Here is a 12,123-nt window from a genome sequence, read left to right as displayed (position 1 = left end):
CCCAGTGTGTTTTTTAATAACGGCATGCTCCGACCGCCCCCAGGATCCGCTCAGGCATCGCGCAACAGGTCATGCGCATCGAGCAGCCGCCAGGCGATCTCCGGATGCTTGGCCAGCCCGCGGCGGATCGCCGCCGGGATCGACTGGCGGGTCTTGCGGCACAGGCCGGGCAGTTCGTCGATGTGAATGGCGATGCCGCGCATGCTGCGCACCTCGTTGAAGCCTGGGGCGATGTGCAGGCGGATGCCCAGCTGCTCGTACATCCGCCGCTGCATGTGCTCGAGGTCGTCCAGGCTCGCGATGTTTTCCAGACGCTCCAGCAGGCGCTTTTCCTCCTGGCGGGTCAGACGCAGGATGCGCAGGTCGTCGCCGTCTGCCGCCAGCAGCCGTTCGTGCCCGCAGATGCAGGCGCCGGGCGGGCAGGGCTGGCGGATCGGGAAAGGCAGCGTCATGAAATCGATCATAGCGGCCCGCGATCTCTCTTGCTCTCACTCTCTTGAGTCTTCCCGGACAACCCGTCCGGCTCCATGGCGAGCCGGCCGTGGCCTGCTGTCCTTGCTGCAGCCGGTTGTTCGTTAATCGAACGGACATGGCTCTGCGCGTCTTGCCTGAAAATAGAACTAGGTTCTAAATGTCGCAAGAAGCACTCGGGAGCTGCGCGCTGCACTGGCGAGCCTCCCCGCTCGCCACCGACAACAACAAGAGGAACCCGCCTTGGCCGAGCCACTGCGTATCGCCCTGATCGGTGCTGGCGTCATGGGACGCCAGCACCATCAGCACCTCAAGGACCTGCCCGAAGCCCGGCTCTGCGCGGTGGCCGATCCCGGCCCACAGGCTGTGGCGTTCGCCGCCGAATGCGAGGTGGCGTACTTCGCCGAGCACCGGCGGATGCTCGACGAGGTCCGCCCGCAGGCGGTCATCGTCGCCAACCCCAACGCCCTGCACGTGGCCACCGCGCTGGACTGCATCGCCGCCGGTGTGCCGGTGCTGCTGGAAAAGCCGGTCGGCGTGCACCTCGACGAGGTGCGCGAGCTGGTCGCCGCCTCGGCAGACAGCGGCGTGCCGGTGCTGGTCGGTCACCATCGTCGCCACAACCCGCTGATCGCCCGCGCCCGCGAGCTGGTGCAGGACGGCTGCCTCGGTCGGCTGACCACGGTCACCGCGCTGTGGCAGCTGCAGAAGCCGGACAGCTACTTCGACGTCGCCTGGCGCCGCGAGCCAGGCGCCGGGATGCTGCTCACCAATCTGATCCACGACCTCGACCTGCTGCGCCACCTGTGCGGCGAGGTGGCCGAGGTGCAGGCGATCACCAGCGATGGCGTGCGCGGCTTCGCCAACGAGGACAGTGCCGCAGTGTTGCTGCGCTTCGCCAACGGCGCCCTCGGCACCCTGACCGGCTCCGATGCGGTGGCCGCGCCCTGGAGCTGGGAGCTGGATTCCGGCGAGAACCCGGTCTATCCGCGTCAGGCCGATCAGCCGTGCTACCTGCTGGCCGGCACCCGCGGCGCGCTGAGCATCCCGCAGCTCAGGCGCTGGCAGTACGCCGAGCCCGGCGCCGGCTGGCACCAGCCGCTGCTGAGCAGCCAGGAAAGCTTCACCCCCGCCGAGGCGCTGCGTTGCCAGCTCGAGCATTTCGTCCGCGTCGCCCGCGGCGAGCAGGCGCCGCTGGTCAGCGCCGCCGATGCCGGCAACACCTTGGCGCTGCTCGAAGCCATCCAGCGCGCCGCCGCGAGCGGCCGCGCCTGTGCCCCCGAACTCCTTTCCGTCCAATAAGAAGAGAACCGCCATGAGCGAACGCAACCTTTCCCTCGCCGCCCTGACCGTGCTCGAACTGTCCCCGCCGGACATGGTCGAGGTGGCCGCCCGTGCCGGCTACAGCCACGTCGGCCTGCGCCTGGTGCCAGCGACCGCCGAGGAGCACCACTTCTCGCTGGTGGCCGACGCCGGCCTGCGCCGGCAGACCCAGGCGCGCCTGCGCGACAGCGGTGTGCAGGTATTCGATATCGAGATCCTGCGCCTGAAGCCCGAGACTCGGGTCGCCGACTTCGAGCCGATCCTCGCCGCCGGCGCCGAACTGGGGGCCAGCACGGTGCTGGTGGCCGGCAACGATCCCGACGAGGCGCGGCTGACCGAGAACTTCGCGGCCTTCTGCGACCTGGCGGGCGGCTTCGGCCTCTATCCGCACTTGGAGTTCATGCCCTGGACCGACGCCAGGGACCTGGTTCAAGCCATGCGCATCGTGGAGAACGCCGGGCGTGCCAACGGCTGCGTGCTGGTCGACGCCTTCCACTTCAACCGTTCGGGCTCGCGGCTGGAGGACCTGGCCCGCCTCGATCCCTCGCGCATGCGCTACGCCCAACTGTGCGACGTGGCCGGTCCGGTGCCGGACGACATGGACGAGATCCTCCGCCAGGCGCGCAACGAGCGGCGCTTCCCCGGCGACGGCGACTGCGACCTGCTCGGTCTGCTGCGCGCCTTGCCGGCCGATCTGCCGCTGAGTCTGGAAGTACCTAGCCGGCAGTTGCTCGAGCAGGGCGTCGGCGCGCTGGAGCGGGCGCAGATCGCCATCGACAAGGCGCGTACCCTGCTGGCGCGGATCTGAAGTCAGAGTCCGACGGTGACCTCGCGGATGTCCTCGCCATCACGCACCAGGAACACCGCACCCAAGCCCTGCTCGCGGGCGAGGCGGGCGCCGCGTTCGACGCCTAGCACCATCAGCGCGGTGGCCCAGGCGTCGGCGTACAGGCAGCTGCCGCTCAGCACGCTGACCGAGGCGATGCCGTTGTGCAGCGGCGCGCCGCTGTGCGGGTCGAGGGTGTGCGAGTAGCGCTGGCCGTCGCGCTCGCGCCAGTGGCGGTAGTCGCCGGAGGTGGCGAGGGCGGTGTCAGCCAGCTCCAGGCTGGCGAACGGCTCGCGCCGACCGTACTCGGGCTTCTCCAGGGCGACGCGCCAGGCGCCGTCGGGCTTCTCGCCACGGGCGCGCAGCTCGCCGTCGATGCCGACCAGATAGCGCTGGATGCCGTGGCGTTCCAGGCCGCGGGCCAGCTCGTCGACGCCGAAGCCCTTGGCGATGCCATTGAGGTCGAGGCTGACCTCGACTTTCTTGCGCACGGCACGGCGCTCGCGGTCGAGGGTCAGTGCGGTGGCGGCGGGGCAACGGGGCGTTTCGCTTGCACCTGACGGCGTCGGGCCGAAGCCCCAGGCGCCGACCTGGGCGCCGAGGGCGATGTCGAAGGCGCCGTGCGACAGGCTGCCGACATGCAGGCCGGCGAGCAGCACCTGGTACAGCTCGTCCGGCAGCTCGAACCACTCGCCGAGCGGCGCCCGGTTCAGGCGCATCAGGGTGGAGTCCGGCTTCCAGGTCGACATCTGCCCATCGACCCGGTCCACCGCCCCCTGCAGCTCGGCCTGGATGGGCTGGGTGTCGAGCCCGGCGGCGGCGTAGAACACCGCGGCGAAGCGGCTGCCCATGGTCGGCCCGCTCAGGCTGTAGCGCTGCAGCGGTTCACCCTCAGTAAACGTCTTCACGGAAGCGCCCCTGTGCCTTGAGTTGATCGAGGTTGCTGCCCATCTCGGCCAGCAGGGTTTCCAGCACGGCGCGCACGCCGGCGGCCATCTCCCGCGAGCCGCAGACCAGTACCTGGGCGCCCTGTTGCAGCAGCGCGCGCACGCTGGCGGCATCCTCGCGCAGGCGGTCCTGCACGAAGCCCGGCGTCGGCCCCTGGGAGTAGGCCCGCTGCAGCCGCTGCAGGCGGCCGTCCGCCAGGCACTGCTGGAGTTCCTCGCCATACAGCTGGTCGCTGGCGTGGCGGCCGCCCCAGTAGAGCTGGATGGGGCGGCGGGACTCATTCTTGCGCACGAAGCCGATCAGCGGCGCCACGCCCACCCCGGCGCCGATCAGCAGCACTGGATGCTCGCCGGCCAGAGGGCGGAAGCCCGGATGCGCCTGGATGCTCGCCTCAAGCGTGGCGCCCGGCTCCAGCGCGTGCAGGTAGTTCGAGCAGAGTCCCTGCGGATGCAGGCGCACGCAGATCTCCACGAAGCCATCGTCAGTGGCGCTGGCGATGGAGTACAGGCGCGGTGCGGCCTCGCTCTGAGGGCGAATGGCCAGCAGATCGCCGGGGGCGAAGTCGGTGCCGCCGGGGGCCACGGCGAAGCGCAGCACCGCCGCCGGCTGGCCACCGCGCTCGCTGTAGCACTGGCGCTGTTGCAGGGTCAGGTGCACGGCGCTGGTCGGCAGCAGCGCCGACTGCAGGCGCAGCGGGGTGCCGAGGCGTGCGCTGAGCGCAGAGGCCCAGGCGTTCAGCTCCCCGCTGGCCTGGCGGTCGACACGCTGCAGCGGCAGCAGCGGCTGGCAGCCGCGCTGTTGCAGGGCCTGATCGACCGCTTCGGCATAGGCGCAGAAGCGCGGGAACTGGCGGTCGCCGAAGCCGAGCACTGCCACCGGCAGGCCGCGCTCGGGCCAGCGGGCCGTGGCCAGACGGTCGAGGAACTGCCCGGCATTGTCCGGCGCCTGGCCGTCGCCATAGGTGGCGGCGAGCAGCAGCACGCAGCGCGCCTGCGGGTAGTCGTCCTGCACGGCGTTCATGGCGGCGGTGTGCACCGGCCAGCCGGCGGCTTCGAGCTGCGCCTGCAGCTGGCGGGCGTAGGCCCAGGTCGAGCCGCCCTGGCTGCCGACCAGGATCACCGCCTCGGCCTGTTCGGCAGGCACGCCCTGGTCCTGTACGCCGGCCCGGCTGCGGCGCTGCCACCAGCCGAGCAGGCCGCTGCCGCCGAGGAACAGGGTGGACAGTGCCAGGCCGGCCAGCGCGAGGGACCACAGCGGCATGCCCTCGCCGGTGTGCAGGGCGTAGGCGGTTTCGTAGAGGTTCTGCGCCGCGCCGTTGCGCTGGAAGCTGATCCACTGGCCGCTCGCGGCGTTGACGAAGCCGCTGCCGCTGGCGGTGCGCAGGCTGAAGTAGTGGCTGTCGTCCGCGGCATTGGGGAATTCCATCTCGCGCAGCTCGGCCAGCTCCACCTGGCGCAGCGCCGCGAGGCTGCCGACCTGCTGGTGCGGGGCAGCCTGGATGCCTTCGGGCCAGGCTGGCTCGTTGTCCGAACCGTCGCCGAGCAGCCCCAGGCTGGTCGCCGACAGGTACAGGCCGCTGACGGCCAGCACGGCCAGTCCCGGCAGCGCCCAGCGGGCGATCACGGTGTGCCAGTGCAAGGCGCCTTGGGCGGAGCGGATCGGCATCAGCAGGTGCCGCCAGCCGCCGAGGCGGCGGGCCAGCAGAATGGTGCCGCTGAGCGTCAGCAGCACCAGGGCCAGCGCGGCCAGGCCGCTCAGCCAGCGTCCGGTGGAGCCGAGCAGCAGCTCGCGGTGCAGGTCGCGCAGCCACTCGAGGGTAGCCGACGGGGCGTAGGGTCCCAGATCCTCGCCGGTGGCCGGATCGACGACATGGACCGGCTCCTCGACGTCGCCGCCGAGGGTGGCGAGAAGGGTGCCGTTGGCGCTGCGCTCCAGGCGCTCGATGTTCGGCAGTTGCTGGCTTATGCGCTCGGCGACGACGGCCACGCTGTCGCCGGGCGCGCTCAGCTGGCCGAACTGTTCGGTCAGGCTGGCGCCCGACAGCACCAGCCCGGTGGCTGCGGAACCCAGCAGCAGGGCGCTGAGCAGGAGGCTGACCAGCAGGTGCAGGCGACGATTCATGTGAGGGCCTCGTGGGGGTCAGAAACGGTAGCTGACGCGATCGACGTAGCCGCTGCCGCTGGCTTCGCCCGGCTCGCGGGTCAGCGGCAGGCGGACCTCGGCGCGGTTGTCGCGCTTGTCCTCGACCGCGCTGTCGATGCGGATTTCGTATCCGGCATCGAGCAGGGCCGGTTCCAGCTCGACCTCCACCGTCAGGCTGTCGCCACTGCCGACGCTGGCCCCGGTCAGGCCGTCGAACTCGGCGCGCTGCGCGCCACCGCCAGCCGTCCAGTCGCGCAGGTGGCGGTAGTACTTGGCCTTCTTGCCGGCGACCCACAGGGTCTTCTGGTACTGGCCGTCGGCATCGGTCAGGTAGATGGCCAGGTAGGCGCCCTTGCCGCGGTATTCCTTGAGGCTGACGTCGAGGGTCAGCGGCTGCGGCTGGGCATGGGCCAGCAGCGGTGCGGCGGTGGCGCCGGCCAAGGCTAGGGTGATGAGCGTCTTGTTCATGGGGGCAAGCTCCTGCGGATTCGATGGGACTACAGTAAGGGGCCAGGCTGAATTCAGGCTGAAGGCCACCGGGTCGGGGCTTAATCAGGGCTTAAGCTGATGTGTGTACGGCTGTGTGGCGAGGGAGGTGGGCGTGGAGCAGGGAACCTGGGCGCGAGTGCTGCGCTGGCGTGACCCGGCGCTGTTGCTGCTGACCAGCCTGGCGCTGCTGGCGGGCGGACTGGCTCAGTGGTGGGGCGCCAGCGAGCTGTCGGCGGCGAGCTGGGCGGCGGGCAGCCTGCTGATGGCGCTGCTGCTGGCCGTTGAGATCGTCCGCCGCTTGCTGCGCGGCGAGACGGGTGTCGATCTGCTCGCCCTGCTGGCCATCGGCGCCGCCCTGGCGTTCGAGCAATGGCTGGTCGCCGCGGTGGTGGCGCTGATGCTGGCCACCGGGCGCACCCTGGAGTTCTTCACCAGCCGGCGCGCCGAGCGCGAGCTGCGCGCGCTGATCGATCGCGCGCCACGCGAGGCCTGGCTGGACGAAGGCGGCGACCTGCGTCGGATTCCGGTCGAGCAGGTGCGGGTCGGCCAGGTGCTGCTGGTGCGCCTGGGCGAGGTGGTGCCGGTCGATGGCCGGCTGCTCAGCCCCACCGCCAGCCTCGACGAATCGGCGCTGACCGGAGAATCGCTGCCGGTGACCCGCCAGCGCGACAGCCTGCTGGCCAGCGGTGTGGTCAATATCGGCGAGCCGTTCCAGCTGCAGGCCACGCAGACGGCCGCGCAGAGTACCTATGCCGGGGTGGTGCGCCTGGCCGAGGCGGCGCGGCGCTCGCGCGCGCCGTTCGTGCGGCTGGCCGACCGCTACGCGCTGTTCTTCATCCCGCCGAGCCTGGCGCTGGCGGCGCTGGCCGGGTGGCTGAGCGGCGATCCGCTGCGCGCGCTGGCGGTGCTAGTGGTGGCCACCCCCTGTCCGCTGATCCTCGCCGTGCCGATCGCCATCATGGGCGGCATCTCGCGGGCGGCGCGGCGCGGCATCCTGATCAAGGACGGCGCCACCCTGGAGGCGCTGGCCGGGGTGCAGCAACTATTTCTCGACAAGACCGGCACCCTCACCAGTGGCCAGGCCCGGCTGCAGTCGGTGGAGGTCAAGGGCGAGGGCGATCCGCAGCAGGTGCTTGGTTGGGCGGCGTCGCTGGCGCAGGCTTCGGTGCATCCGATCTCCCAGGCCATCGTCCGCGCTGCCCAGCAGCAACAGCTGGCGCTGCAGGCGCCGCAGGGGGTGGAGGAGAGTGCCGGGGCCGGCCTGTCAGGTCAGGTGGGCGGGCACCGGGTGCGGCTCGGCACCCTGTCGTTCGCCCAGGCCGAGCAGCCGGACAGCCGCTGGGCGGCCACCATCCTGCGCCGCATGGACTACGCCGCCTGCGGCGGCAGCTTCGTCAGGGTCGATGGCGAGCTGGTCGGCGCCCTGCTGTTCGCCGACAGCGTGCGCAGCGAGACGCCGCGGGTGGTCAGGCGCCTGCGCGCCGCCGGCATCCGGCGCATCGTCATGCTCACCGGCGACCGCCTGGAAACCGCCGAGATGATCGCCCTGGCCGCTGGCATCGACGAGCTGCGCGCGGGGCTGGCTCCCGCCGACAAGGTGTGCGCCGTGCAAGACGGGCGCAGCGGCGGGCCGACCCTGATGGTCGGCGACGGCATCAACGATGCGCCGGCGCTGGCGGCGGCCGACGTCGGCGTGGCGATGGGCGCGGCCGGCGCCACGGCTTCCGCGGAGGCAGCGGGGGTGGTGCTGCTGGTCGACCGTCTGGATCGTCTGGTCGAGGCGCTGGAGATCGCCCGGCAGACCCGTGCGATCGCCCGCCAGAGCGTGCTGGCCGGCATGGGACTGTCGCTGCTGGCCATGCTGGTCGCAGCCTTCGGCTACCTGCCGGCGCTGGCCGGGGCGGTGGTGCAGGAGCTGATAGACGTGGCGGTGATCCTCTATGCGCTGCGCGCGCTCGGCCTGCACAGGCCCTCGGTGCAGTGGCTCAGCGGCGAGCAGATCGATCGCCTGCAGGACGAGCATGCGCAGCTGGCGCGCCTGCTGGCCAGCCTGCAGCAGCTGGCCGGGGAGTTCGCCCGCCTGGAGCCGGAGGCTGCCCGTCAGGCGCTGGTGGCGCTGGTGGCGGATCTGCAGGTGCTGCTTGCCGAGCACGAACACGACGACGAACGACAGCTATACCCGTGGCTCTCCGCCCACCTCGCCGGCGACGATCCGCTGTCGGCCCTCAGCCGCGGCCACCGCGAGATCTTCCGGGCGATCCACCTGTTGGCGCGCATGCGCGATGATCTTCTCCAGGACCCTGCCGCGGTCCCGGCCGATGAGGTACAGATCCTGCTGATCCGCCTGGATACCCTGGTGCGCCTGCACTTCGAGCAGGAGGAGGAACTGTTCCAGTACCTGGACAGGCGTTGACCGGTGCGATTCTTCCCGGGGCGATAAAGAACGCCCGCTGTCTCCAGCGGGTATTGCAGTGTCGTACCCGCGTGGTGGCTGGATCAGCAACGTGGTCACGCTTGTCGGGCCCGAGCCCCTGGAGAATCGCCAGTCCCCCATCGACTACGATCACGACGTGACGCGCCAGCTCAAGCCGGTGGCGGACGCCATCCTGCCCTTCGTGCACAGTGATTTCCAGCGTCTGCTGGATGGGCAGATGCAACTGTTCTGAACCTGGGCGCGCGCCGATACCGCAGGCGGTCTGGCCTATGGCCTTACGCGTCGGGAGCGGCCTGGCCCGGTTGCGTCGGGCTCACGGCGGCCGCGCACCTCGGACACAGGCAGGCCTTGTCGACGAGTTCAGCCGGAACGCGTGCCAAGGCTTCCGGACTGATAGAGACCGTTGAGCACCAGCATTCGACATCGAGCGTGCCGGCCTTGGCTGGTGCGCACTGATTGGCGCCACCGCAGAGTGGGCAGACATGGTTGGCTAGCGGCTGCATGACGGGTTCCGATGGAGGTGATCCAGGGGGAAGGCTATCGCAATTCGGGCAACGTTGGACGAGCTGCCGGCATTGGTCCCGACGCCCGCCGCCGTTGGTCAGAGGGGGACGCTCGGTCCCCGCCCGGTGCGATTCTTGTTCTTAACTTGATGGCTACTGCATTCACGAATGCGGCTCCTCGATCCGAGTCGGGGAAAGGAGCTGACGTGACCAAGAGCACGTGGTCGCGTTCCTGTGGCTTGACGCCTCGCTCAACGGATTCATTCCCCGTCCCTGAGCAAGGAGCCATGGGCAGCGGCCGGACGACACATCACGACTGCGGAGAACTGCATGATCACGCTCAACATCAATGGTAAGGAAATGTCGGTGGAAGTCGCCGCCGATACCCCCCTGCTGTGGGTGCTGCGCGACAACCTCAAGCTCACCGGCACCAAGTTCGGCTGCGGCATGTCGCTGTGCGGGGCATGCACCGTGCACATGAACGGGCAGGCCGTGCGTGCCTGCGTGACGCCGGTGTCGATGGCCGACAAGGCGAATGTCGTCACCATCGAGGGTGTCGCACAGAGCCCGACCGGGCGTGCGGTGCAGCAGGCCTGGAAGAGTCTCGATGTCGTGCAGTGCGGCTACTGCCAGCCCGGCCAGATCATGAGTGCGGTGGCGCTGCTGGAAGGCAATCGCAGCCCCTCGGACAGCGATATCGACCGGGCCATGGGCGGCAATGTCTGCCGCTGCGGCACCTACGTGCGCATTCGCGCGGCGATCCATGAGGCCGCCAGGTCGCTGGCCTTACGAGCAGGGAGTTGAACATGAGCCGGTCCATCGTCAACCAGAGTCGTCGGCGTTTTCTCCAGGGGGCCGCTGGCCTGACTCTGGCCATCTACTTCCCCTGGCCGCTGGCGCAGGGGGCGGTCGGCCAGGAGCAGGCCGAGGCGTTCGAGCCCAACGCCTTCCTGCGCATCGGCGAGGACGACAGCGTCACCATCGTCGCCAAGCACCTGGAAATGGGCCAGGGCACCTATACCGGTCTGGCCACCATCCTGGCCGAGGAGCTGGATGCGGACTGGGCGCAGGTGCGGGTGGAGAGCGCACCCGCCGATGCCTCGCGCTACAACAACCTGTTCTGGGGCCCGGCGCAGGGCACCGGCGGCAGTACCGCGATCGCCAACTCCTGGGAGCAGCTGCGCAAGGCCGGTGCCTCGGCGCGTGCCATGCTGGTCGCGGCGGCCGCAGCCCAGTGGAAGGTGCCTGCGGACGACATCACGGTGGCTGGCGGTGTGGTCAGCCATGCGGGATCCGGCCGGCAGGCAACCTTCGGCCAACTGGCCAGGGCCGCGGCGCAACAAGCGGTGCCCGAGCAGGTCAGGCTCAAGGAACCCGGTGAGTTCAGGCTGATCGGCCGGCATATCCCGCGCAAGGACTCGGACGACAAGGTCACCGGCAAGGCGATCTTTACCCAGGACATCCAACTGCCCGGCATGCTCACTGCCGTGGTCGCCCATCCCCCCAGGTTCGGCGCCACCGTCAAGGCATACGATGCCAAACCAGCGCTGGCGGTCGACGGGGTGGTCGAGGTGGTGCAGATCCCCAGCGGGGTCGCGGTGCTCGCGCGGGATACCTGGAGCGCCAAGCGCGGCCGCGATGCGCTGGTGGTCGAGTGGAACGAAGCAGCCGCCTTCAACCAGAACTCGGCGCAACTGCTCGAGCACTATCGCGAGCTGGCCAGGTCGCCGGGGCAGGTGGCGCGTCAGGAGGGCGACAGCGATGTGGCGCTGGCGAAGGCCGCCCGTACGCTGGAGGCCGAGTACGACTTTCCCTATCTCGCGCACTCGGCGATGGAGCCGATGAACTGTGTGGTCAGCCTGACCGGGGATGGCTGCGAGGCCTGGTACGGCGCGCAGAGCCAGACCTACGACCAGACCGTGCTCGCCGAGCTGTTCGACCTCGCGCCTGCGCAGGTGCGGATCCACACGCTGTACGCCGGCGGCAGCTTCGGCCGGCGCGCCAGCAAGAACGCCGACTACAGCCTCGAGGCCGCTCACATCGTCAAGGCCATCGAGGGCCGCGCGCCAGTGAAGCTGGTATGGCTGCGCGAGGACGACATGCAGGCCGGCAACTACCGGCCGATGTTCCATCACCGCCTGCGCGCCGGCCTGGATGCCGAGGGTAATCTGGTCGCCTGGCAGCATCGCCTGGTCGGGCAGTCGGTGCTGGGCGGGTCGCCGTTCGCGTCGTTGATCAAGGACGGCATCGACCCTGCTTCGGTGGAGGGCGCTGCGAGTTTGCCCTACCGCATTCCCAACCTGCGGGTGGACCTGCATTCTCCCGAGGATGGCATGGTGCCCGTGCAGTGGTGGCGCTCGGTGGGCTCCTCGCACACCGCGTTCTCGACCGAGTGCTTCCTCGACGAGCTGGCCCAGGCGGCCGGCAAGGACCCGGTGACCTGGCGTCTGGCGATGCTCGGCGAGCACCCGCGGCATGCCGGCGTGCTCAAGCTCGCGGCGGAGAAGGCGGGCTGGGAGCAGCCGCTGCCGGCCGGCAAGGAGGGCGAGCGGCGCGGACGCGGCGTTGCGGTGCACGAGAGTTTCAGCTCCTTCGTCGCCCAGGTCGCCGAGGTTACCGTGCAGAGCGACGGTCGTTTCCATGTGGACCGCGTGGTCTGTGCGGTCGATTGCGGCGTCGCGATCAACCCCGACGTGATCCGCGCCCAGGTGGAGGGAGGGGTGGGCTTCGCCCTGTCGGCCGCCCTGCGCGAGGCGATCACCTTCACCGACGGCAAGGTCGAGCAGTCCAACTTGCACAACTACGAACTGCTGCGCATCAGCGAAATGCCCACCGTGGAGGTGCATATCGTGGCCTCGGCCAGTGCGCCGACCGGTATCGGCGAGCCGCCCGTGCCGCCGCTGGCGCCGGCTGTGGTCAACGCCCTGGCGGCGGCCACCGGCAAGCGCATCCGCCGTCTGCCGATCGGCACGCAGCTGACGAGTTGA

The 12,123-nt window shown here is 70.1% G+C and carries 10 protein-coding genes and 1 pseudogene; 6 read left to right on the top strand and 5 right to left on the bottom strand.

All coding sequences use genetic code 11. From position 1 onward, the window contains the following. Nucleotides 1-50: 50 nt before the first annotated feature. Nucleotides 51-452 carry a hypothetical protein gene (locus BMZ19_RS08160; RefSeq protein ID WP_090309889.1) on the bottom strand — a complete coding sequence of 134 codons (402 nt, stop codon included), beginning with the start codon at nt 450-452 and terminating at the stop codon, nt 51-53. Nucleotides 453-714: 262 nt separating this feature from the next. Here BMZ19_RS08160 and BMZ19_RS08155 point away from each other — a divergent pair, with 262 nt between their 5' ends. Further along, nucleotides 715-1,773 carry a Gfo/Idh/MocA family protein gene (locus BMZ19_RS08155; RefSeq protein ID WP_090309573.1) on the top strand — a complete coding sequence of 353 codons (1,059 nt, stop codon included), beginning with the start codon at nt 715-717 and terminating at the stop codon, nt 1,771-1,773. Between the two features lie 13 nt (nt 1,774-1,786). After that, nucleotides 1,787-2,602 carry a sugar phosphate isomerase/epimerase family protein gene (locus BMZ19_RS08150; protein ID WP_090309570.1) on the top strand — a complete coding sequence of 272 codons (816 nt, stop codon included), beginning with the start codon at nt 1,787-1,789 and terminating at the stop codon, nt 2,600-2,602. 2 nt (nt 2,603-2,604) lie between these two features. On the opposite strand, the gene BMZ19_RS08145 is transcribed toward BMZ19_RS08150, so the two are convergent. The 3 genes from BMZ19_RS08145 to BMZ19_RS08135 are packed head-to-tail and all read right to left on the bottom strand — an operon-like array spanning nt 2,605 to nt 6,178. Continuing rightward, nucleotides 2,605-3,528: an FAD:protein FMN transferase gene (locus BMZ19_RS08145; RefSeq protein WP_244517129.1), complete on the bottom strand. Its 924-nt coding sequence runs from the start codon at nt 3,526-3,528 to the stop codon at nt 2,605-2,607. After that, complete coding sequence (locus tag BMZ19_RS08140) at nt 3,512-5,689, bottom strand: PepSY domain-containing protein (RefSeq protein ID WP_090309565.1); 2,178 nt, start codon at nt 5,687-5,689, stop codon at nt 3,512-3,514. The genes BMZ19_RS08145 and BMZ19_RS08140 overlap by 17 nt, the downstream gene beginning before the upstream one ends. A gap of 18 nt (nt 5,690-5,707) precedes the next feature. Then, a complete protein-coding gene (locus tag BMZ19_RS08135; protein WP_090309562.1) occupies nt 5,708-6,178 on the bottom strand; it encodes a DUF2271 domain-containing protein in 471 nt (156 codons plus the stop codon). Between the two features lie 133 nt (nt 6,179-6,311). Here BMZ19_RS08135 and BMZ19_RS08130 point away from each other — a divergent pair, with 133 nt between their 5' ends. Together BMZ19_RS08130 and BMZ19_RS08125 are read left to right on the top strand one after the other, a co-directional pair. Next, nucleotides 6,312-8,612, top strand: coding sequence for a heavy metal translocating P-type ATPase (locus tag BMZ19_RS08130; protein WP_244517128.1), 2,301 nt, complete (start codon nt 6,312-6,314; stop codon nt 8,610-8,612). A gap of 64 nt (nt 8,613-8,676) precedes the next feature. Continuing rightward, a pseudogene (locus tag BMZ19_RS08125) lies at nt 8,677-8,865 on the top strand (hypothetical protein); the annotation flags it as partial. A gap of 43 nt (nt 8,866-8,908) precedes the next feature. Here the strand turns inward: BMZ19_RS08125 and BMZ19_RS08120 are convergent. Next, the gene (locus BMZ19_RS08120; protein WP_090309559.1) at nt 8,909-9,136 is read right to left on the bottom strand and encodes a cysteine-rich CWC family protein; all 228 of its coding nucleotides are present in this window, start codon (nt 9,134-9,136) and stop codon (nt 8,909-8,911) included. Between the two features lie 330 nt (nt 9,137-9,466). On the opposite strand from BMZ19_RS08120, the gene BMZ19_RS08115 reads away from it, so the two are divergent. Both BMZ19_RS08115 and BMZ19_RS08110 read left to right on the top strand, forming a co-directional pair. Continuing rightward, entirely contained in the window at nt 9,467-9,940 is a 474-nt protein-coding gene (locus BMZ19_RS08115; RefSeq protein WP_090309556.1) for a (2Fe-2S)-binding protein, read from the top strand. 2 nt (nt 9,941-9,942) lie between these two features. Then, nucleotides 9,943-12,123: a xanthine dehydrogenase family protein molybdopterin-binding subunit gene (locus BMZ19_RS08110; RefSeq protein ID WP_090309553.1), complete on the top strand. Its 2,181-nt coding sequence runs from the start codon at nt 9,943-9,945 to the stop codon at nt 12,121-12,123.

The organism is Pseudomonas linyingensis, from assembly GCF_900109175.1.
GTDB lineage: Bacteria > Pseudomonadota > Gammaproteobacteria > Pseudomonadales > Pseudomonadaceae > Geopseudomonas > Geopseudomonas linyingensis.
This window is presented reverse-complemented; position numbering and strand designations above follow the sequence as displayed.

What these genes read in the sequence shown, in the direction of transcription:
- BMZ19_RS08110 (WP_090309553.1), top strand. Translation starts at nt 9,943, where the DNA reads ATGAGCCGGTCCATCGTCAACCAGAGTCGTCGGCGTTTTCTCCAGGGG.
- BMZ19_RS08120 (WP_090309559.1), bottom strand. Translation starts at nt 9,136, where the DNA reads ATGCAGCCGCTAGCCAACCATGTCTGCCCACTCTGCGGTGGCGCCAAT.
- BMZ19_RS08135 (WP_090309562.1), bottom strand. Translation starts at nt 6,178, where the DNA reads ATGAACAAGACGCTCATCACCCTAGCCTTGGCCGGCGCCACCGCCGCA.
- BMZ19_RS08140 (WP_090309565.1), bottom strand. Translation starts at nt 5,689, where the DNA reads ATGAATCGTCGCCTGCACCTGCTGGTCAGCCTCCTGCTCAGCGCCCTG.
- BMZ19_RS08115 (WP_090309556.1), top strand. Translation starts at nt 9,467, where the DNA reads ATGATCACGCTCAACATCAATGGTAAGGAAATGTCGGTGGAAGTCGCC.
- BMZ19_RS08160 (WP_090309889.1), bottom strand. Translation starts at nt 452, where the DNA reads ATGACGCTGCCTTTCCCGATCCGCCAGCCCTGCCCGCCCGGCGCCTGC.
- BMZ19_RS08150 (WP_090309570.1), top strand. Translation starts at nt 1,787, where the DNA reads ATGAGCGAACGCAACCTTTCCCTCGCCGCCCTGACCGTGCTCGAACTG.